This is a genomic window from Mucilaginibacter sp. AK015 (genome assembly GCF_014200785.1).
GTDB lineage: Bacteria > Bacteroidota > Bacteroidia > Sphingobacteriales > Sphingobacteriaceae > Mucilaginibacter.
The window spans coordinates 1,145,063-1,166,364 of record NZ_JACHCV010000001.1; the positions used below are offsets into that span (position 1 = coordinate 1,145,063).

The window sequence follows — 21,302 nt, forward strand, 5'->3', positions numbered from 1 at the left end:
GTGAATGACCCCATATGGGGGACGTGTAGCGTATTATCCTAATTTAGGCGGCTGCCAGATAGATGACGATATCTCTTTTACCTCCGGCTGCTGATAAGGCGTATAAACCTGCGCTGCCCTGGCTGCGAAAAACAGGAGCGTTGCTGAAACCGGCTTTGTAACGGTAAAGCCTGCGCAAGTGCCGCAACTAAAAAACGGTGAACAACCCGCACAACTTTTAGCGTTGCTTTTAGCTGCCTGTTCTGTTTTTGCAATAGCATCGCAATCGCTATCTGTGCAGCAAGGCTTTACCGCCAGGTACACAACAACAAATGCGAACAGGATGCAAAGTAGTTTCATCACCGCAAAAGTAATTAAAAAACCGTGTTTTTGGCAGCCTGCTGCATTTCGGCATAGCTGTAAAATTTACGAAGGGGTAAGCTGTTATTGTACAATATTTTAACGCGCACGGCTTTAAGCCCCGATACACCCTGCAGGTCCTCTATACTTAGCATTTCTACCTCTTCGTCAAACAGGTGCTTGGCCTGCAAAAAGCGGATATAGTTGCGGTACTCGGCCTCTTCCTCATGGTTCGAATAAACGATCGTGATCTTCCCTACGGCGGTCAGCCGGTCGGTTGTTCCTTTTACAAAGGCTTTGTCAATGCGTTTTTTTACGATCTCGAACCGTGCGTTGTAGGTGCCGTCTACATCAAAACGTTTTTCGTCCATCCTAAAGCGGATAGACATTGGAAGGCTAAACGCCAGGATCAGCGAGGTAACATCAAGCGGGTACGGCAGGCTGCTTTTCAGAAAATGGTGTTCCAGTTCCATCTCGCACAGTACCTGTAACTGCCATAAACGCAGATTATATAAATAACTGATATCAAATTTTTTAGACGGGGCAATTGCAGCGCCTATATACAGGTTATGCTCAATACCATCGGTTTTAAAACGCTCGTAATAATGCGGGAATACGGCCTGCGCCTCCGCCTGGGCCCTATCCAGCAGCAGCGCCATCTTTTCGTTGATGAGTGCGACGGTTGTTTCGTATTTGCGGCGGTGCTGATGAAAATCGCCATTCTTGTCCGCCTGTTCAAAGTACCGGGCTATCGCGGCGTTATCAGTCCCGGCGTCTCTCAAAAGCGGGTGTAGCTGCATTTCCAGGTAGTTTTGAATAAACTGCTCGGTATCGGCACGCAGCGAGGTTTGAACATCCATCACCAGTTCCTGCAAATTCCGTATATTTTGTTCCAGGCCGGGGTCGTTACTTGTAGCGCGCAACTGCTCAACAAGCGGTATGAGCGCCGTTAACTGGTCTTTAAGATCAAGCTGTACGCTATAATTACGGGTTTCTGACGAGCCTTTGATATCAATTTGCCCGTAAAGCGGGTACACACCCTGAAAGGTTACTTCCTTTAAAGCATAATCTTTTTTAAGCCCGCGGTATTTGATAAATTTTACCGCTTCTTTTTTAAACTTCCAGTAAACGCTTGGGTGTATGGTAGTATACTCGTTTTGTATAAGCGCCTGTATCTGGTTTTGCATATAACTGTACTGCCTGTCTATAGTGTCGGTAATGTAAGGCATTACTATTTCCAGCTGGTTGGCGTTAATACTGTTTAACTCACCAACGCGGAATGATACCAGTTCAATTATACCCAGTAAGTGCCCGTTCTTTATCACGGGGGCCAATATCAAACTATTAATACCCTGCGCCAGAAAGCGCTGCGCCATTATATTGCCGGGGCTCTCCAGCAAAAACGCGGAAACATCTGATACCGCGAAGTAAGCTTTTTCCTCCACCACCTTAACCAGCGAGTTTACGCAAAAGGCGTCGAAGCACTCCTCTTCTACATTATCAGGCAGCAGGTAACTTTTAAGGTTGGGGTTAAACGTGGCAATACTGAAGGTGTTTTCAGCATCGTTGAAAGACGTAAACCCGATATCCATATCGGGTATTTTGTATATCGACCGGAAGACATCAAGGATATTATCCTTTAAATTATTGCTATAAGTTGCACACAGCAGCGTACCCTTTAGCGCCGATACTGCATTCTCTACCGTGGCATCAAAAAGGCTCACGATGGCAAAGCCTTTTAATATCCAGCTGTTTTTAGGGAAGTATTTCTTCCAAAGGTCAGGGTCGTGGTAATTATCGCGCAGCAGCTCTATATCTGCGGCGGTAATTTCAGGTGCCCCCGGTGCGGGTATCAGGTCCATAAAATCCGCGTTATATAAAATGCGGTAATGTTTCATTATCCCCCGGGCATCCGGGATATCATAAAACCACGGCCTGGAAAAATTGAAACTGGTACCGTAAAACTCATTCAATATAATGCAGCAGGTGCTAACGTATACCTGGTGTTCGGTAAAATCGCGTATGTTGATATCAAATGCCGAACCCGCCGCGGCAAGTATGTTTTGCAGCCGTTGTGTTTGGTTAAAAAGCACATCCTGAAAAGGCACCGTTATGGCCTTGATCTCGTTAAGCGTAAGTGCTTCGGGGAAAATATCGGCGGTTAGGCGTTTAATGATAGCAGCATGCTTAACCAGCTGGTCGGTATCGGTGATACCTTCCCTCAACTCGGGATAGGGTTCTATTTCATGCAGTATTTCCTGTGCCATGGCCGACCGCATACCGTTGTTTAAAGCGGCTTGCTCTTCCAGTTTCGCTATCAGTAAATGAAACGAGATGCGTATCTGGAACGGACTATCGGCAAAGGGTTTAAGATTCATCGTGTAATGGCCTCACCTGCTTCCTCGTCAAAAGGGGAGGAATTGAGTAAGGCTTCAAATTTAATTATTATATTAATTATTGATGCATACTGCATTATTTATGACTTTGGCAAGAAAGTGCCGCAATTACTTTTTTAACCTACCAGCGTTTTACCGGCTGTAGCAGTAATGCTGTGCCTGTACCCAGCGCTGCACCGGCGGCAACGTCGGTAGGATAATGCACCCCCAGATACATGCGCGAGTAACCAACCGAACCGGCCCACAAAAATGATGGCGCGATAACATACCATTTAGGGTATGCGTTTGATAAAGACATTGCAGTAGAAAAAGCGGTAGAAGTATGCCCCGAAGGGAACGACGTGCCGCCGGCCATGTAAACCGGTACAATATTTATGTTTTGCACAAACGGCCGTGGCCGCTTTATCAAGTGCTTTAACAATAGCATTACTCCCACTGAAATGGCGGTGCTGCTTGCTACGTAAGCCGAATTTTGGCGCATTTGCTTATCGTTGCTGATGATACCGCCTGCCAGCAGGGCAACGGGCACACCTACGTTAACATATTTGGATGTATTGGATAAAAACAGCATTACGCCCGTTTGTTCGGGCGTGCGGTGCGCGGCAAGGCTTATCATTACTCTGTCATCAAACTGTTGAATTTGCGATTGGGCCGCCACCTTTACAGCAAACGGCACGGCCGTAAAAAGCTGTATTGCAGCAAAAAAAGCCACAAAGTATTTATTAAAGCCAAGTTTCATGAATACGCCGGTAAATATTTAATTTTACTTTTATACCAAAGTAAATAATATTTACGGTTGTAAAGGTCAGTAACTGGTAATAAAAGCCAGCGGCCGTTTTCCGCTCATCTAAACACACATCATGAAATACCCCGAACTACTGCGCCAGATAAGGGAATATGCATTAGCGTACTACAAAACCCACGCTGATGCCAAACTGGTATACCACGATAAAGCCCACACCGAAGGTATGGTTGCTGCAGCCGCGCAAATTGGCAACCACTACCAGCTAACCGACCGCGACTTTTTTATTGTGCAGGCAGCAGCCTGGTTTCACGATCTGGGGTACATGGTAGATATTGCGCACCACGAGGCCCAGAGCGCAGTGCTTGCCGAAAATTTTTTGCGGAAACACGATGCCGATGAGGCGGATATTGAACAGATAAAAAACTGCATACTGGCTACGCAAATGCCGCAAAACCCCGTTACGTTGTTAGATAAAATTGTTTGTGATGCCGATCTTTTCCATTTAGGTACAGATGATTTTTTCAAGACCGATAAGCGCCTTTTAAAGGAAATAAGGGCGTTGTACCATAAAGATATAAGTAAAACAGAGTGGCGCCGTAAAAGCCTTAAGTTTTTAGAGGATCACCGCTATCATACCGATTACTGCCAGGTATTGCTTAGCAGTGGCAAACAGGCCAATATACAGGCGCTGAAAAGTAAAATAGCAGCCGCGGAAGAAAAAGAAGCCCAAAAGCCTGCCGAAACGATGCAAGGAGCAACCTCAACGCCAACCGTTGCTGCTAATGAGGAAAAGAAAAAAAAAGCGGACCGCCCGGATAAAGGTATCGAGACCATGTTCAGAATAAGCAGCGGAAACCACCAGCGCTTGAGCGATATGGCTGATAACAAAGCGCACATCATGATTACGGTTAACTCCATTATCCTATCGGCTATTATTAGTTTGCTGCTGCGCAAACTTACCGAATATGAATACCTTATTATCCCAACGTTTATATTATTATCCATTAGCCTGCTGGCCATGACGTTCTCAATACTGGCTACGCGGCCCTCAATCCCCCCGGGTATTTTTCAACGCGCCGATGTTGACGAAAAGCGCGTAAACCTGCTGTTTTTTGGAAACTTTTATAAAATGCCGTTGGAAGATTATACCTATGGCATGGTAAAAATGATGGACGACAAAGATTTTTTATACGGCAGCCTGATCAAAGATGTTTACGCGCAAGGAGTAGTATTAGGTAAAAAATACCGTTTACTGCGTGTGGCTTATAACATTTTTATGTTCGGGCTTATTGCCGCGGTTATCGCGTTCATCATCGCATCGGCCGTGTATAACAGTAACGGGCATCATTAAGCATGGTAAACGCCAAATACTTTAACAGGGATATCAGCTGGCTTACCTTTAACCGCCGCGTACTGGAAGAGGCCGCATCGCCCGCAGTTCCGCTGGTAGAGCGTATCAGGTTCCTGGCTATCTATTCTTCCAACCTCGATGAGTTTTACAGGGTGAGGTTCCCGGTACTGCGGGCCTTAAAAAACATTGGCGAAAAAAGCGATGAAATAGATGCCGACGAGCACGAAAACATTTTGCAGCAGGTTGGCAACATGATACTGCAGCAGCAGGTGCGTTATGGCAAGCTGTTAACCACCCAAATTATACCCGAGCTAAAAGCCAACAATATTACGCTGCTATACAACACGGATTTACCCGCGGATTTGAAGAATGACCTGTCGGATTATTTCATGTCGCAGGTGCTGGCATTTTTGCAGCCGGTGGTTTTAGATGAGGATACCTCCTTCTTCCCCGAAAACAATAAACTGTATTTTATTATTCAGCTTCGCGATGCGGATGATGCCGAAAAACTGGTATTGCTGAATATCCCCTCGGATGAGCTGCCAAGGTTTTTTACTACCCACCGGGGTGGCGAACAATTCATCGTTTTTTTGGATGACGTTGTCCGGTTTAACCTGGAAAAAACTTTAAAAAATTCAAGAATTTTCGGGTGTTTCAGCATCAAAATAACCCGCGATGCCGAACTTGACCTAAAGGATGAATATTCGGGAGAATTATCTGAACAGATAGAAAAACAATTGCAAAAAAGGGATAACGGCCTGGCGACCCGGTTGCTTTACCAGGCAGATATGCCCCTGCGCATATTGCAGCAGGTAACGCAGCAGTTGGGACTGCAAATTGCAAGTACGGTTGAAGGCGGGCGATATCATAACCTCAAAGATCTGTACAGCATACCCATAAACGCCCCTGCCCTGCTATATGACGAATGGTCGCCCATTAGCCTAGCAATACCTGATAACGAGCCCCTGGTATCGGCAATAGACAATGGAGACTTGCTGGTAAATACCCCATATCAATCCTACAACACTATACTGCGTTTTTTTAACGAGGCAGCCATTAATCCTGATGTAGAGGAGATTAACATTACGCTTTACCGCGTGGCCAGCGATTCAAAAATTGTGAACGCCCTAATCAGCGCGGCCAAAAACGGCAAGCGGGTAAGGGTGGTTGTTGAGCTAAAGGCCCGGTTTGATGAAGCCAACAACCTTAAATGGGCCAAAAAAATGAAAAATGCAGGCGTGCAGATCATTTACAGCGTTACTGCTTTAAAGGTACACGCAAAAATCGCTCTTGTAAAAACCCGCAAAGGCGACCGCATAACCTATTCCGGCTTGTTGGCTACCGGGAACTTTAATGAGGGCACAGCCAGGTTTTACACCGATCATATTTTGCTTACCACCAACCCGGATATACTTCGCGAGGTGGAATTACTGTTCATTTTCCTGGCCAGGCGCGAAAAACCGTCGGCGGATAACCAGATCAAATTCAACCACTTACTGGTTGCCGGCTTTAACCTGCAAAACGGTTTTATTGCCTTGATAGACCGCGAAATCGAACTTGCAAAACAAGGGCTGCCTGCTAATATTACCATCAAAATAAATAACCTGGAAGAGAAGGTGATGATCAACAAGCTTTACGAAGCATCAGAGGCCGGGGTGAAGATACAGCTTATCATCCGTGGCATTTGCTGTTTGATACCCGGCATTCAAGGCATCAGCAGCAACATTACCATTAAGCGTATTGTAGACCGCTACCTGGAACACGGCCGGGTATTCATTTTTAACAATAACGGCAGTCCGGAAGTTTTCATGGGCTCGGCCGATTGGATGAACCGCAATATATACCACCGCATCGAAGTTTGCTTCCCTGTTTACGACGAAGCTATAAAACAGCAAATTATTAACCTGGTTGATCTTCAGTTAAATGACAATGTACAGGCGGTAGAGATAAATGGGCACCTGGATCAGGTAAAGCCCCATACAAACAGCCCGCTTGTGCAATCGCAACGGGCTATTTATCAATACCTAATCCATAATGCCGCAATATGAAAACAGCTATCATCATTACTTTATTGTGTATCGGCATTGCGGGGGCTTCATGCAGCCAGGGAGGTAAAAAAAATACGGCTGGTAATAACCCGCATAGCAAAAGCGCTGCAGGTGGCACAGGCCCTGCCGGTTATGATCTTTCCAACCCTGTTAAATACACGATGCCTGCAGATTTGCTGGAAATATCGGGCATTGCCTTTGACAATGGCGACAACAGCGCCCTGTACGCCGAACAGGACGAGGATGGCAGCATATTTTACTTCCGCCCCGGCGATGATAAAGTTAACCAGGTAAAATTCGGTAAAGCCGGCGATTATGAGGATGTAGCCATATTAAACAACCATGAGGTGCTATTGCGCAGCGACGGCAGCCTGTTCAGTTTTCCGCTATCAGATGTAAAAGCCGGGGAGGTAAAAAGCGTAAAGGAATTTAAAAAGCTACTGCCTAAAGGCGAATACGAAGGTTTACACGCGGATGGGGGCAAGTTATACGCGCTTTGTAAACAATGCCCAGGTACGGATCATAATAAAGAATGCAACGGTTATATATTAAATTTAGCTGGCGATGGCAACATATCCCAAAGCGGCAGTTTCACCATTGATGTGCAGAAAATTGCCGCGCTGATTGGTAAAATGAAATTGAAATTCCACCCGTCAGCGTTAGCGAAAAGCCCCGTAACCAAGCAGTGGTATGTGCTGTCGTCGGTAAATAAATTACTGGTAGTGCTCGATAGCCAATGGAACGCCCTGCAAGCTTATCCGCTAAGCGGCAAAACATTTTTACAACCCGAAGGCATGGCCTTTGATAAACAGGGCAACCTTTATATTTCGAACGAGGGAGATAAAATTACAAATGGCAATGTGTTGCTGTTTAAATACAAAAAAGGCGAAAGGTAAGGTAAAAGACGAAAGAAAAAGTGATTGGAGGGTGCAGGAGGGGTTTATTAAAGCGGACTGACCCCTCCCTGCCTTTGCACACATGCCAGCCGCAGCCCTCCCGAAGGGAGGGAACTGAACGCTTTTTTTGACATTTAGGGTTTAGGATTTAGAATTTCAAGAAGATGCTTAAAAAACTACTTATCATAATCATAATATTGCCGGTGGCGGTACTAAGTTCGAACGCACAGGTTGCTGCCCCTAAGGCTGTTTTTCGCGATAGTATGGTGGTTAGCGTGCATCCCAAATATGATAAGGTAAGTGGCATCCACCGCTGGTTTTTTGGCAAAAATTACCGTAAAGAATGGGCTACACCGGTAAAATTGCCGTTGATACGCATTTCTGAGATCTATGGCGGCCTTACCCCCGAAAAAGCAGGCGGGGGTATGCAGTCTAAATCGTTACGGTTAAAAGATAAGAGCGGCAAAGAGTGGGTACTGCGAAGCGTTGAAAAAACACCAGACAAGCTTTTGCCGCCGGCTTTGCGTCAAACCTTCGCGGTAGATTGGCTGGATGATGCCTTGAGTGGTCAGCACCCGTTCTCGGCGCTGGTTGTACCGCCGTTAGCTGCCGCAGCAGGCGTACCGCATGCCAACCCGGTTATCGGGATCGTAGCCGACGATCCTACCCTTGGCGAATACAGAAAAACGTTCGCCAACCTGGTATGCCTGCTGGAAGAGCGCGAACCGATAGGCGAATCGGACAACTCCATCAAAATGTTAGAGAACCTGGTGAAGGACAATGATAACACTTTTGATGGCGAAGCATTCCTGCGTGCCCGTATGCTCGACTTGTTATTGGGCGATTGGGACCGCCACGAGGACCAGTGGCGCTGGGCCGAAACAAAAAACGACAAAGGAAAGGCCTATTTAGCCGTTCCGCGCGACCGCGACCAGGTGTTTCACCTGGAACAGGGCTTGTTCCCGGATATTGCGGCTTTGCCATATATAAACCCGGCATTAGGTGATTTTACTGAAAAGCCGAACTATAAATACGGGATTTATAAAACCCGATTTATAAACCCCTATCCCAACGCGCAGATGAGCCACGCGAACTGGATGCGTATTGCTAACGAATTTGTAGCCGCGGAAACCGATGCCGTACTGGAAGAAGGTTTGCGCCGCTTGCCCGGTGATACCTATAAAATGGGTCACGATGTTTTGCTGGCTAAACTAAAGGCCCGCCGGGCCGCCATACCGGCAACCATGGATAAGTACTACCGGTTTATTTACCGCATTGCCGATGTACGCCTGAGCGATAAGAACGAGAAAATAGTAATAACCGGCCTTCCCGACAGCAGCCTTTGGATACAAGTGAATAAAATAAATAAAAATGGTGAAGTGAAAGATACCATCATGTCGGTGGTTTACAGTCCGGAATACACCAAAGAAATAAGGCTTTATACATCCGCCGGCGATGACCGTATAATTGTCAACAACAGTACTTCGCCTATAGATTTACGCCTTATTGGCAGCAGCGGCGATAAAGTTTACACCGTAACGCGGTCGATAAATAAAATACGTCTGTACGACACCAAAACCGCAAAGTTTGAAGGCATGACCGATCGGTTAAGCAAGCACTTAAGCTCGGACACCAGTAACACCCATTTTGTGCGAACCAACCCTTATAATATATGGATGCCGCTGGCTACGGCCGCTTTAAACTCCGACGATGGCTTTTTGCTTGGGCTGGGTTTTAAATACACCAAAAACAATGGTTTCCGTAAACTTCCGTACACCAGTTCGCAGCAGCTTATGCTTACACACGCTTTTGCTACCGACGCCTTTCGCATTAATTACAAAGGGGAATGGATAGAAGCCATTGGCAAGGCAGACTTTACGCTGCAGGTTAATGCACAGGCGCCTGATAACACGGTAAACTTTTTTGGCGTGGGCAACAATACAACGTTAAACAAGCAACAGCCAAATTACCGCAGGTTTTACCGCACCCGGTTTGATACCTACCAGGTTGACCCTGCCCTACGCTGGCATACCGATACCAATAGCACCATTAGCATTGGTCCTTCGTTCCAGTATTATCGTATGGACATAAGCGATAACGCTGGCAGGCTTATCAGCAACAGTTCGCTTATCGGATCGTACGATAGCCTTACCGCTAATAAAGAAAAAGCGCACCTGGGATTTGCTATTAACTTTAACAGCAACAACCGTATTGGCGGCGTTTTACCAACCGGCGGCTATTACATTAATATTGATTTACAGGGTTACAAAGGGCTAAATAATTATTCCAAAAGCTTTATACAGTTGCGGCCCGAGTTTTCCTTTTACCAGAAACTTACAGATAACGGTACGGTGGTATTATCAGACCGTATTGGCGGCGGCATAAGCTTAGGTAAGCCGGCCTTTTATCAATCGATGTTTTTAGGCGGGCAAGGAAATTTGCTTGGCTACCTGCAATATCGCTTTGCAGGCAAGCACATGATATATAATAACCTGCAAGGCCGGGTTAAGCTTTTCAACATAGCGAGCTATATTATACCCGGGCAATTGGGATTAAGCGGCTTTTATGATACCGGGCGTGTTTGGGCCGACGAAGAAAAGTCTGGTAAATGGCACCACGGCGTTGGCGGCGGGTTGTACTTTTCGCCTGCCGGCCTTACCGTATTACAGGTTTTAGCAGGACATTCTGACGAAGGATGGTATCCTTATGTATCACTCAACTTCAGGATATGAGTATTTGAATAATCGTTATTTCGCAAAATAAAGTTAACTGAAGTGTATATTTTACACTATATAATTTCACGAAGCATTCAGCTATAAATATAAGTACGAAAGCGCTCAGCAGTTTTAAAGTATTCAGCGTACCTGACTTTTGTCATGAAAAAGTTAAATAGTAAATTTGGTTGACTATATTAGTCAACTTGGTTTACATTTGCAGTGTTATTTATCATTGCAATGAAAACGCTTACAATACCCCATTCAAACATCAGCTCTTTATTCAAAAGAGGCTCCGGTACGGGTGTGTCTGAAAACACAACTACTACAACTACCGGTCAGGCATATCAAAAGCATGTCGTTTCGGCCGGCGAGTATATCATCAATGTTTTGGGCGAAGGGTTTAAGCAAAATTTTTTAGGCGCTGATATCAACATGGAGTTTTTAACCCTAACCGTACGCAGCTATGCAACATCAACCGCGAAGGCGCTGCGTAAACTGGTGGTTAAACCCGCCGCGAAACAACACCATATTAACCCAACCTCTATCTAATCCATAATCTTATAATGAAACGTTTACTCACCCCCATTTATAGTGCAAGCATTTTACTGATACTTGTACTGCTTAGCTTAACTGCAAGCCTGCATGCCCAAACCGTGGTGCGCGGTGTAGTTACCGATGCAAAAACAAAACAACCCATGTCGTATGTTACGGTAACGTTTGCCGGTACCACTCAAGGCTCGGGCACCAACGGCCAGGGCCGGTATGCAATATCAACTACTGATAATACCGTATCGCAAATAAAAGTATCGTTTGTAGGGTACCGTACAGCTGTGCGCAACATTACCCCCGGGCAAGACCAAACCATTAATATCGCATTAACCGAAGATAACCACTCGTTGAACGAGGTAGTGGTAAAATCGGGCAAAAAGAAAAAATACAGCAACAAGAACAACCCCGCCGTAGACCTTATCCGCCAGGTGATTGCCCACAAAGCACAAAACCAGGTAGAAAATTATAATTACGCGGAGTACAGGCAGTACGAACGTATGAATGTTTCGCTAAGTAACCTGAGCGATAAATTCCGTAATAAAAAGATCTTTAAAAATTACCAGTTCTTATTCCGCGAGCAGGATTCGACCGCTATCGGTGGTAAAACCCTGCTGCCCATGTACCAGGAAGAAAAAACATCTGATAATTACTTCCGTAAAGCGCCGTATGCTAAAAAGCAGATCATCACGGCCAGCAAACAGGTAAAATATGATGAGAACTTTGTAGATAACCAGGGCCTTACCGCCTACTTTAACCGCATGTATCAGGATATCAATATCTATGATAACAATGTGTCGTTATTAAGCAACCAGTTACTTAGCCCTATTGCCAACAGCTCGCCCGATTTCTATAAATTTTTTATTACCGATACCCTTAAGGATGTACAACCAAACCTTATCGAGCTGAGTTTTACCCCGCGCAACACCAACAACCTTTTATTTGAAGGTAAAATATACATCACCATGGACGGGAACTACGCCGTACAAAACGCACTTTTAACCGTTAATAAAAACATCAACCTTAATTTTGTGCGCCAGATGCAGGCCGCGTTATCATTTGAAAAGAACAATGATGGCCGCTATCACCTAAGCCAAAGCGACTTGAAAATTGAGTTCGGCATCAACAAGAACAAGGGTGGCGGTGTGTACGGCGAGCGTTTGGTTACCATCAATAACTTTGTAATAAACAACGCCCGTACCGACGATACTTATAAGGGTCCCGCGCAGGTTATTGCGCTAAATGCCGAAGATAAGGACGATACCTTTTGGCAGATGACCCGCCCAGATACGCTTGACGCGGCATCGGCAAGTATCTATAAAAACATCGATAGCCTGCAAACCATCCCATCGTTTAAAAAAACCATGGACATTGCCACACTGGTTTTGGCCGGTTACAAAAACTATGGCGCGTTTGAGGTTGGCCCTGCCAATACCTTTTACAGCTTTAACCCGGTAGAAGGTTTCCGGGTACGATTGGGCGGCCGCACTACCCCGCAGTTAAGCAAGCGGTACTATTTTGAAACCTATGGAGCTTATGGCGCCAGGGACCAAAAATTCAAATATTTTTTAAGCAGCACGTATTCGCTTAACAACAAATCTATCTATTCTTTCCCGCAAAATTACATACGGGCAAGTTTTCAGCACGATACCAAGATCCCGGGCCAGGAACTGCAGTTTGTGCAAGAAAGCAACTTCCTGCTATCGTTTAAGCGCGGTGCAAACGATGTATGGCTTTACAATGATATATTCAGGTTAGATTATGTGCACGAGTTTACCAACCACCTGTCGTATTCGTTAGGTTTCAAAAAATGGAACCAAACACCTGCAGGCGCGTTGCTTTACCAAAGCGTGCTGCCTAACGGCGTAATCAATAACGTTAACCTTATTCAAACTACCGAACTTTCGGCACAACTGCGCTGGGCGCCGCACGAAAAATTCTACCAGGGAAAGCTTTACCGCACGCCTATACCTGATAAGTACCCTATTTTTACCCTTAACTATACCCAGGGCGTTAAAGGCTTATTTGGCGGCGAGTACAACTACCAAAACGTGGTGGGTAACATCAGCAAACGCTTTTACCTGTCGCAACTGGGCTTTACCGATGTGACTACCGAGGGTGGCTACCTGTTTGGCAGTGTGCCGTTCCCGTTGCTGGATATACACCACGCCAACCAGACCTATGCTTTCCAGCTGCAGTCGTACAACCTGATGAACTTTCAGGAGTTTGTAAGCGACCATTACGCCAGCATAGCTATCGATCATAACTTTAACGGCTTTTTATTTAACCGCATACCACTGCTTAAAAAGCTGAAGCTGCGCGAGATCATCGACGTTAAAAGCCTTTGGGGTGGCGTACGCAGCGAGAATAACCCGGCTAATAACTCGTCATTATTACAATTTCCGGGCAGTTTAAATGGCGGCGCGGCAGGTACCTATGCATTGGTCAATACGCCGTATGTAGAAGGCAGTATAGGTATAGGCAACATATTTAAGTTGCTGCGTGTAGACTTTGTTAAGCGCTTTACCTATTTGGACCACCCGGGCGCACCAGAGTACGGCATACGGTTTTTTGTGAAATTTGATTTTTAATTTATATTCGTAAACCTGGTTGACATTTAATTGTTATCATTTAAACTATCATGGCAGAAACTTGTGTAATGACGGAAGAAACCAAAAAGGTTGCCCCAAAGCTGGTGTACCTGCTTAAGCGCCTTTTGGATGAGTGGATGGGTAAAAAGCTCTGCCGTATAGATCAGCCCGGCTTTAACAGCGCGCACCTGCCCTTGTTTATGAGTATCGGTAAAACCGGCATTTCTAATAACGAACTTGCTGCCAAAATGAACGTGAGCAAACAAGCTACCAGCAAAATGGTGAAAGAGCTGGAAGCCATCAATATGGTGCGGAGTGAAAAAAGCCCCGACGACGCACGGGTAGTAATGCTTTATTTTACTACCGAGGGCGAAGCCTTTTATTACAACCTTAAAAACCAGGTAATGGAACTTGAGAACCAGTACAAAAAGGTGGTAGGTAATAAAAACTACGAAATTGCCATTGAGGTGATGCTGAAGCTGGTAAAGTTTCACGAAGAAACTAACTGCATCGAAGATAAAGCGTAAAATAATCTAAGTTTATAAAGCAAATGACATTGAGATGAAACGGTCCGTTAAAATCTGTTATACATTTGCTTAACACTGTTAAATAATCTAATAGGAGTAAAAAAAACGCCATGGGCAGCAAGGAAAGAATATTACGATTGAAAGAGGAAACACGGGTTAACATCCTGGAGGCCGCTCTGCAAATTGTAAAAGAAGAAGGATGGCAGGCGCTGAGCATGCGGAAGATTGCCGATGTAATTGAATATACAGCCCCTATTATTTACGAATACTTTGCCAACAAAGAGGCAATATTATTAGAACTAACACGCCAGGGTTATTTAAAATTGGCGAAGCAACTGCAGGAAGCTAAGGATAAGCATACCTCGCCGGCTCTCCAGCTGGAAGAGATGTGGCTGGCCTACTGGAATTTCGCCTTTGCCAATAAAGAGCTTTACCAGGGTATGTTCGGGATAACTACCAGTTGCGCCTGTAAAATGGTGAACGAACTACCCGAGGCCGAATTGCCGTGGGACATCATTTCGGCATCCATTGGCGAACTGATGGGGATAGAGGATATGGAATCGGACGTGATCTGTACCAAGTACTATACCTTTTGGTCGGTAGTGCATGGCTTGGTTTCTATTAACTTGTTAGACCGCGGCGACTCGGATAAAATAAACAGGCAGGTGTTGAGGGATGCCATTACAGGCATTATCCGGTCGATAACGCCATAATTTTTTTATAGATGTTTAAACATTGTTAGTTTATTTAACGGTGTTAAATATAATTCGTTCACTTTAAAACTCACAGCTTATGAAAACAATATCAGCCCATTTGCCACAACGCTTAACGCTGTTAAATTATCTACCAATGTTAATAAGTTTTTCAGTTCGCCATTAGCATAGTGATATATCCGCTCAGCTTAGCACATATATTATCGAACAAAACAATACTTATAAAAATGCACCATACCACAAAAACGACAGACACCATATATATTAACAGCCTCAGGGCTGCATTAACACCCATTAACTCACCATCAAAATTAATCATCATGAAAATCATCTTAGCAGCTATTATCGCTATATCATTATTCAGTTGCGAGCCAAAGCAGCAGGCGCAGCAGGCACCGCCCCCACCGGCATTACCTGTAGCGGCAGTTGAATCAGGCAACCAAACAACTTACCAGGAATATCCTGCATCCGTTGAGGGCACCGTTAACGTCGAAGTTCGCCCGCAGGTTAGCGGCAGTTTGGATAAGGTATTTGTTGACGAAGGCGCTTTTGTAAACGCAGGCCAGCCTATATTTAAAATAAACGATCAGCCGTACCGCGCCGCGTTAAACAACGCCTTAGCAAGCCTGCACGCCGCCGAAGCGGCCCAGGGCAACGCCCAGATAGAGATTGACAAGTTAACCCCGCTGGTTGCCAATAAAGTAGTATCAGACTACCAGTTAAAAACCGCCAAGGCGACATTGCAGGTTGCCAAAGCCAATATCGAATCGGCAAAGGCCAACGTTGCTACGGCAAAGATCAACCTGGGTTATACGCTTATCAAAGCGCCGGTTAGCGGTTACATTGGCCGCCTGTTGAAAAAACAGGGCAGTTTGGTTTCGCCGCAGGATGCGGAAGCTTTAACCCAGCTTTCTGACGTGCACGACGTGCATGTTTACTTTGCCCTTGGCGAAAAGGATTTTGTAGACTTTAAAGACCAATACGCCGGTAATACCATCAAAGACAAGTTAAAAAGCTTACCCCCGGTTACTTTACTATTAGCCGACGGCAGTGAGTACGCTAAACAAGGCAAGATAGACGTAATTGACGGGCAATTTGATAAAACCACAGGCGCTATCACCGTACGGGCAAGCTTTGCCAATCCGCAAGGCTTATTACGCTCGGGTAATACAGGCAAGGTACGTTTAAGCCTGCCGCATCCAAACGCTCTGATTGTGCCGCAGTCGGCCACTGTAGAAATGCAGGATAAAGTGTTTGTTTATGCGCTTGCCGATAGCAATAAGGTAAAAAAGCAGCCGATAACGATCATCGGTACCAGCGGCGAAAATTACCTGGTTAAAGATGGCGTTAAAGCAGGCGACCAGATTGTACTAAGCGGTATGGACAAATTGCAGGAAGGCACCGTTATCGCTCCGCAAAAAACGGTTGACAAAGCCGCAGCCGTAGCAAAAACTAACTCGACAAAAAGACACAAGATTTAAGAATCAAGAACCAGGACTTAAGGCAGAAGGACATACCGAAGGCGATATTTTCGTCTTGGCTCTTGACTCTTATGTCTTGATTTTCACTCAAAAATTACTACAATGTTTAAAAAATTCATAGAAAGGCCGGTGCTGTCAACCGTTATCTCCATACTGTTGGTGATAGTAGGGATACTGGGCCTTACCAAACTGCCCTTAGAGCGTTTCCCTAATATTGCCCCGCCGGCAGTATTGGTATCCGCTGTTTATCCGGGCGCTAACGCCGAAACTATTTTGCGTTCGGTAACACCTTCTCTGGAAGAAGCAATTAACGGTGTAGAGAACATGACCTACATGACCTCGACCGCCAGTAACGACGGTACCCTGGGTATCACGGTTTACTTTAAGCAAGGCACCGACCCCGACCAGGCTGCTGTGAACGTGCAAAACCGTGTTTCGCAGGCCACAAGCCAGTTGCCGGCCGAGGTTGTGCAATATGGTATAACAACCACCAAGCAGCAAAACAGCTTTATAGGGGCGATGGCCATTTATACTGATGACCCCAAAAAATACGATGCAACTTTTATTGCCAACTATGCGCAGATCAACATTGTACCCGAGATAAAACGTATCCCGGGCGTTGGTTCGGCCAGTGTGTTTGGCGGCGTCAAAGATTACAGCATGCGCGTGTGGTTAAATCCTGCTCAAATGGCGACCTACAAAGTTACCCCGGCAGAGGTGATGGCAGCCATACAGGATAAAAACCTTGAGGCGGCACCCGGCCGCTTTGGCGAACGCAGCGATAACGCGTTTGAGTATGTGATAAAATACAAAGGTAAACTTACCAAACCCGAAGAATACCAGAACATCGCTATCCGCTCTAACGCCGACGGTTCGGTACTGCATTTAAAGGACGTGGCACGTGTTGAATTGGGTGCCTACTCATACAATAGCTACAGTAACCTTAACGGAAAAGATGGTGTTATCATCGGTATCATACAGTTATCAGGATCAAATGCTAACCAGATCCAGATTGAAATTGATAAGCTGATGGCAAAGGTATCAAAAGATTTTCCCGTAGGTATTAAATATAACCAGTTCTATCGCACCAAAACAGACCTTGATGAATCGATCAGCCAGGTTGAGCATACGCTGATAGAGGCTTTTGTGCTGGTGTTCATCGTTGTATTCATCTTCCTGCAGGATTTTAGGTCTACCCTTATCCCGGCCATAGCTGTTCCGGTGGCTATTATTGGTACGTTCTTTTTCATGAGTGTATTTGGTTTCTCCATTAATTTGTTAACCCTCTTCGCGCTTGTGCTCGCCATCGGTATTGTGGTGGATGATGCGATTGTCGTTGTGGAGGCAGTGCACGCCAAAATGGAGCACGACCCTACCCTTACGCCAAAAAAGGCAACAACCGAAGCCATGCACGAAATAACCGGCGCTATTATATCTATTACCCTGGTTATGGCGGCGGTGTTCCTGCCGGTAAGCTTCATGACAGGTTCTACAGGTATATTTTACAAACAGTTTGCGTTAACCATGGCTATAGCCATTATTATATCGGCTGTTAACGCATTAACGTTAAGCCCTGCCCTGGCGGCCTTATTCTTAAAAAACAAGCATACTGCCGATGGGCAGGCAGCCCCTAAAAAAGGTTTTGCCGAAAAATTTTACGCGGGCTTTAACGGTAGTTTTAACTATATCACCAACCGGTATGTCGGCGGTATAAAATTGCTTATCAAAAATAAATGGATAAGCATGGCCGGCCTGGCGTTAGTTATCGTGGTTACCGTATTCCTGGTGAACCGGACCAAAACCGGCTTCATCCCTACCGAAGACCAGGGCTTTGTGGCCATAGCGGTTTCAACCCCATCCGGCACTTCGCTGAGCGGCACCAACAAGATATTTAAACAAGCCGAAGATCAGTTGAAAACGCTGCCATCAGCAAGGTTTGTTACGGCGCTGTCCGGCTTTAACTTCTTAACACAGTCAAGCAGCCCGTCGGCGGGGGTAATATTCCTGCTGCTGAAACCTACCGATGAACGCGGCGAGGTGAAAAACATCGATGAGATACAAAATATCGTCAGGGGGAAATTAGGCGCGGTACCCGGTGGTACGTTCTTCGTGTTCAGTTTCCCTACTGTTCCCGGCTTTAGTAATGTAGAAGCGCTGGATGTAATGCTGCAGGATAAAACCAACGGCAAACTGGATAAGTTTAGCGGTATTGCCAATAACTTTATAGCCAAGCTAATGCAGAAACCGGCTGTTGCTTACGCCTTTACATCATACAAAGCCGATTACCCGCAATTACAGTTAGAGATTAACGACGAAAAGGCTAACCAGTTGGGTGTAAACGTTAAGGATATCCTGTCTACCATGCAAGCATACTTCGGTACCGCCCAGGCTTCGGACTTTAACCGTTTTGGTAAATACTATCGTGTAGTGGTACAGGCTGATGTTGCCGACCGCACCGACCCAACCACTATCGACCGTGTGTTTGTGAAAAACAAAGCAGGCGAAACGGTGCCTATAAATACGCTGGTTAAACTAACCCGCGTGTATGGCTCAGAAACAGCATCGCGTTATAACCTGTTCAACTCCATCGAAGTGAATGCTATTCCAAAACCCGGTTACAGCTCGGGCGACGCCATCAAGGCCATCGAAGAAACTGCAAAAGAGGAATTGCCGCAAGGTTTTGCCTACGAGTTTTCGGGCCAAACCCGCGAAGAGATATCATCGGGCGGGCAGTCGGCTGTCATCTTTGCTTTGTGTTTGGTGTTCGTGTACTTCCTGCTATCTGCGCAGTACGAAAGTTATATCCTGCCACTGGCGGTTATCCTGTCTATCCCTACTGGCATTTTGGGTGTGTTTGTGGTGCTGGGCTTAACCGGTATCGAAAACAACATCTACGTACAGGTAGCGCTAATCATGCTCATCGGTCTGCTGGCGAAGAACGCTATCCTTATTGTGGAGTTCGCGGTGCAGAAACGCAGGCAGGGATTAAGCCTGGTTAATGCGGCTATTGAGGCAGCACGGCTGCGGATACGTCCCATTGTGATGACATCCCTGGCGTTCGTGTTCGGCTTATTTCCGATGAGCATTGCCACAGGCCCCTCTGCACAAGGTAACCACTCCATCAGTATTGGTGCAGCAGGCGGTATGGTATCGGGGGTAATATTAGGTTTATTCATCATCCCGGTATTGTTTGTGATCTTTCAGCATTTGCAGGAAAAAGTTACAGGCGTGCCACTATCAAGGCACCTTGATAAGAATTACAACCCGGATGCCAAGCCTGTTGAAACATTAGAAGCACATTAACGCCTCACCCTCCCCTCTCCAAAGGAGAGGGTTCAAAAATGCTTCAGCCCCTCTCCTTTGGAGAGGAGTTGGGGTGAGGCCAAACAATATGACAATATAAAACACCCCCTTACTTCTTAGCCCCTCTCCCTTGGAGAGAGGTTGGGGTGAGGGCCAAATACAAAAACAATGAAAAAATATATAAACACATTCGCCTTTATGCTGCTGCTGGCATTAAGCGCATGTAAGGTTTCAAAGGATATCGACACGCCTAAACCTGAGTTGCCCGCCACGTTCAGGAACGCGGCAACAACAGCAGATACGGCCAGTATAGCCGATATACAATGGAGAAACTTTTTTACGGAACCAACCCTGCAAAAACTGATCGACAGCGCCATAACCAACAATTATGACATGCAGATAGCGGTTAAAAATATCGAGGCATCGCAGCTGCTGTTTAAACAGGTTAAATGGAATTACACCCCCCAGGTAAACCTGAACGTAACTGCAAGCACCAGTCGCCCGTCTGATAATAGCTTAAACGGTTTAAGCCTTGATCAATATGATATCAAAACCAAACATGTCGAAGATTATTCCGCTAACCTGGCGCTATCGTGGGAGGCCGATATCTGGGGCAAGATCCGTAACCAGAGCAAAACGGCTTTGGCTCAATACCTGCAAACTACCGAAGCAAAAAAGGCTATCCAAACCAATATAGTGGCAAGTGTATCGCAAGGTTATTATAACCTGCTGATGCTTGATGAGCAGCTTAATATCGCTCAAAAGAACGTTAAACTAAATGATAGCACACTGCGCATTATCCGTTTGCAATTTGATGCAGGGCAGGTAACCTCGTTGGCTGTACAACAGGCCGAGGCACAACGCCTTGCAGCAGTACAGTTGGTACCGCAATTTGAGCAAAACATAACCATACAAGAGAATGCCCTGCGAATACTTACCGGTTCACTTCCCGACAGGATAGAACGCAGCAACACGCTTGCCAATATCCCGGTGAACGACAACCTGCCGTCTGGCCTGCCATCGGCAATTGTTAGCCGCCGGCCCGATGTAAGAACCGCCGAACTGGCCCTTAATATTGCCAACGCGCAAGTGGGTATTGCCAAAGCAAGCATGTATCCATCGTTAAATATTACCGCAGCGGGCGGCGTAAACTCTTTTAAGGCAAGCAACTGGTTTAATATTCCGGCGTCATTGTTCGGTACAGTGGCGGGCGGTATTACCCAGCCCCTGTTTAACCGCAAAAGTTTAAAAACACAATATGAGGTGGCTAAAGTTGACCGCGAAAGAACCGTGCTGCAGTTCCGCCAGTCGGTGTTAAATGCTGTTGGCGAAGTATCTGACGCACTGGTTAAGATCGAAAAGCTGAAGGCCGAGCAAAGCATAGCAGCAACAAGGGTTGCAACCCTGCAGCAGGCTACCGGGAACGCCAACCTGTTGTTCAGAAACGGTATGGCTACCTACCTTGAGGTTATAACCGCCCAGGGCAACGTGCTGCAAAGCGAGCTTGAACTGGCATCTATTAAACGTGCGCAGCTTAGCGCCATATCAGATCTTTACCGCTCGTTGGGTGGCGGCTGGAAATAAGAGCAATGGGCCTGTGCGATTCCCTCCCAACGGGAGGGTGCAGGGAGGGGTTAATGCGGTACGGG

Annotated in this window: 14 protein-coding genes; 11 read left to right on the forward strand and 3 right to left on the reverse strand. The window is 46.0% G+C overall.

Features of this window, described 5'->3' with window-relative positions; translation table 11 throughout:
• Nucleotides 1-33: 33 nt before the first annotated feature.
• The 3 genes from HDC91_RS05005 to HDC91_RS05015 all read right to left on the reverse strand — a co-directional run bounded on the left by HDC91_RS05005 (nt 34) and on the right by HDC91_RS05015 (nt 3,474).
• Nucleotides 34-339, reverse strand: coding sequence for a hypothetical protein (locus HDC91_RS05005; RefSeq protein ID WP_183548974.1), 306 nt, complete (start codon nt 337-339; stop codon nt 34-36).
• Between the two features lie 14 nt (nt 340-353).
• A complete protein-coding gene (locus tag HDC91_RS05010) occupies nt 354-2,717 on the reverse strand; it encodes a GAF domain-containing protein (protein ID WP_183548976.1) in 2,364 nt (787 codons plus the stop codon).
• Between the two features lie 139 nt (nt 2,718-2,856).
• The gene (locus HDC91_RS05015; RefSeq protein ID WP_183548978.1) at nt 2,857-3,474 is read right to left on the reverse strand and encodes a phosphatase PAP2 family protein; all 618 of its coding nucleotides are present in this window, start codon (nt 3,472-3,474) and stop codon (nt 2,857-2,859) included.
• A gap of 121 nt (nt 3,475-3,595) precedes the next feature.
• Between HDC91_RS05015 and HDC91_RS05020 the strand changes: the two genes are divergently transcribed.
• From HDC91_RS05020 to HDC91_RS05070, 11 genes are all read left to right on the forward strand, one after another.
• Nucleotides 3,596-4,831: a Pycsar system effector family protein gene (locus HDC91_RS05020; protein ID WP_183548980.1), complete on the forward strand. Its 1,236-nt coding sequence runs from the start codon at nt 3,596-3,598 to the stop codon at nt 4,829-4,831.
• 2 nt (nt 4,832-4,833) lie between these two features.
• Nucleotides 4,834-6,879, forward strand: a complete 2,046-nt coding sequence (gene ppk1 / locus HDC91_RS05025) for a polyphosphate kinase 1 (RefSeq protein ID WP_183548982.1) — start codon at nt 4,834-4,836, stop codon at nt 6,877-6,879.
• Entirely contained in the window at nt 6,876-7,775 is a 900-nt protein-coding gene (locus HDC91_RS05030; protein ID WP_255476661.1) for an SdiA-regulated domain-containing protein, read from the forward strand. The genes ppk1 and HDC91_RS05030 overlap by 4 nt, the downstream gene beginning before the upstream one ends.
• A 164-nt stretch (nt 7,776-7,939) precedes the next feature.
• A complete protein-coding gene (locus HDC91_RS05035) occupies nt 7,940-10,507 on the forward strand; it encodes a BamA/TamA family outer membrane protein (protein WP_183548984.1) in 2,568 nt (855 codons plus the stop codon).
• Nucleotides 10,508-10,729: 222 nt separating this feature from the next.
• Nucleotides 10,730-11,041 (forward strand): hypothetical protein, encoded by a 312-nt coding sequence (locus tag HDC91_RS05040; protein WP_183548985.1) that lies wholly within the window; start codon nt 10,730-10,732, stop codon nt 11,039-11,041.
• Nucleotides 11,042-11,055: 14 nt separating this feature from the next.
• Complete coding sequence (locus tag HDC91_RS05045; RefSeq protein ID WP_183548986.1) at nt 11,056-13,629, forward strand: DUF5686 and carboxypeptidase-like regulatory domain-containing protein; 2,574 nt, start codon at nt 11,056-11,058, stop codon at nt 13,627-13,629.
• A 50-nt stretch (nt 13,630-13,679) separates the two neighbouring features.
• Nucleotides 13,680-14,156: a MarR family winged helix-turn-helix transcriptional regulator gene (locus HDC91_RS05050; RefSeq protein ID WP_162431895.1), complete on the forward strand. Its 477-nt coding sequence runs from the start codon at nt 13,680-13,682 to the stop codon at nt 14,154-14,156.
• 110 nt (nt 14,157-14,266) lie between these two features.
• Nucleotides 14,267-14,869, forward strand: coding sequence for a TetR/AcrR family transcriptional regulator (locus HDC91_RS05055; protein WP_162431894.1), 603 nt, complete (start codon nt 14,267-14,269; stop codon nt 14,867-14,869).
• Between the two features lie 320 nt (nt 14,870-15,189).
• Nucleotides 15,190-16,350: an efflux RND transporter periplasmic adaptor subunit gene (locus HDC91_RS05060; protein ID WP_183548987.1), complete on the forward strand. Its 1,161-nt coding sequence runs from the start codon at nt 15,190-15,192 to the stop codon at nt 16,348-16,350.
• A gap of 102 nt (nt 16,351-16,452) precedes the next feature.
• Entirely contained in the window at nt 16,453-19,653 is a 3,201-nt protein-coding gene (locus HDC91_RS05065; protein WP_183548988.1) for an efflux RND transporter permease subunit, read from the forward strand.
• A gap of 168 nt (nt 19,654-19,821) precedes the next feature.
• Nucleotides 19,822-21,237 (forward strand): TolC family protein, encoded by a 1,416-nt coding sequence (locus HDC91_RS05070; RefSeq protein WP_183548989.1) that lies wholly within the window; start codon nt 19,822-19,824, stop codon nt 21,235-21,237.
• Nucleotides 21,238-21,302 lie beyond the last annotated feature (65 nt).

What these genes read in the sequence shown, in the direction of transcription:
- HDC91_RS05015 (WP_183548978.1), bottom strand. Translation starts at nt 3,474, where the DNA reads ATGAAACTTGGCTTTAATAAATACTTTGTGGCTTTTTTTGCTGCAATA.
- HDC91_RS05050 (WP_162431895.1), top strand. Translation starts at nt 13,680, where the DNA reads ATGGCAGAAACTTGTGTAATGACGGAAGAAACCAAAAAGGTTGCCCCA.
- HDC91_RS05035 (WP_183548984.1), top strand. Translation starts at nt 7,940, where the DNA reads ATGCTTAAAAAACTACTTATCATAATCATAATATTGCCGGTGGCGGTA.
- HDC91_RS05020 (WP_183548980.1), top strand. Translation starts at nt 3,596, where the DNA reads ATGAAATACCCCGAACTACTGCGCCAGATAAGGGAATATGCATTAGCG.
- HDC91_RS05065 (WP_183548988.1), top strand. Translation starts at nt 16,453, where the DNA reads ATGTTTAAAAAATTCATAGAAAGGCCGGTGCTGTCAACCGTTATCTCC.
- HDC91_RS05070 (WP_183548989.1), top strand. Translation starts at nt 19,822, where the DNA reads ATGAAAAAATATATAAACACATTCGCCTTTATGCTGCTGCTGGCATTA.
- HDC91_RS05060 (WP_183548987.1), top strand. Translation starts at nt 15,190, where the DNA reads ATGAAAATCATCTTAGCAGCTATTATCGCTATATCATTATTCAGTTGC.
- HDC91_RS05030 (WP_255476661.1), top strand. Translation starts at nt 6,876, where the DNA reads ATGAAAACAGCTATCATCATTACTTTATTGTGTATCGGCATTGCGGGG.
- HDC91_RS05040 (WP_183548985.1), top strand. Translation starts at nt 10,730, where the DNA reads ATGAAAACGCTTACAATACCCCATTCAAACATCAGCTCTTTATTCAAA.
- HDC91_RS05005 (WP_183548974.1), bottom strand. Translation starts at nt 339, where the DNA reads ATGAAACTACTTTGCATCCTGTTCGCATTTGTTGTTGTGTACCTGGCG.
- ppk1 (WP_183548982.1), top strand. Translation starts at nt 4,834, where the DNA reads ATGGTAAACGCCAAATACTTTAACAGGGATATCAGCTGGCTTACCTTT.
- HDC91_RS05055 (WP_162431894.1), top strand. Translation starts at nt 14,267, where the DNA reads ATGGGCAGCAAGGAAAGAATATTACGATTGAAAGAGGAAACACGGGTT.
- HDC91_RS05045 (WP_183548986.1), top strand. Translation starts at nt 11,056, where the DNA reads ATGAAACGTTTACTCACCCCCATTTATAGTGCAAGCATTTTACTGATA.
- HDC91_RS05010 (WP_183548976.1), bottom strand. Translation starts at nt 2,717, where the DNA reads ATGAATCTTAAACCCTTTGCCGATAGTCCGTTCCAGATACGCATCTCG.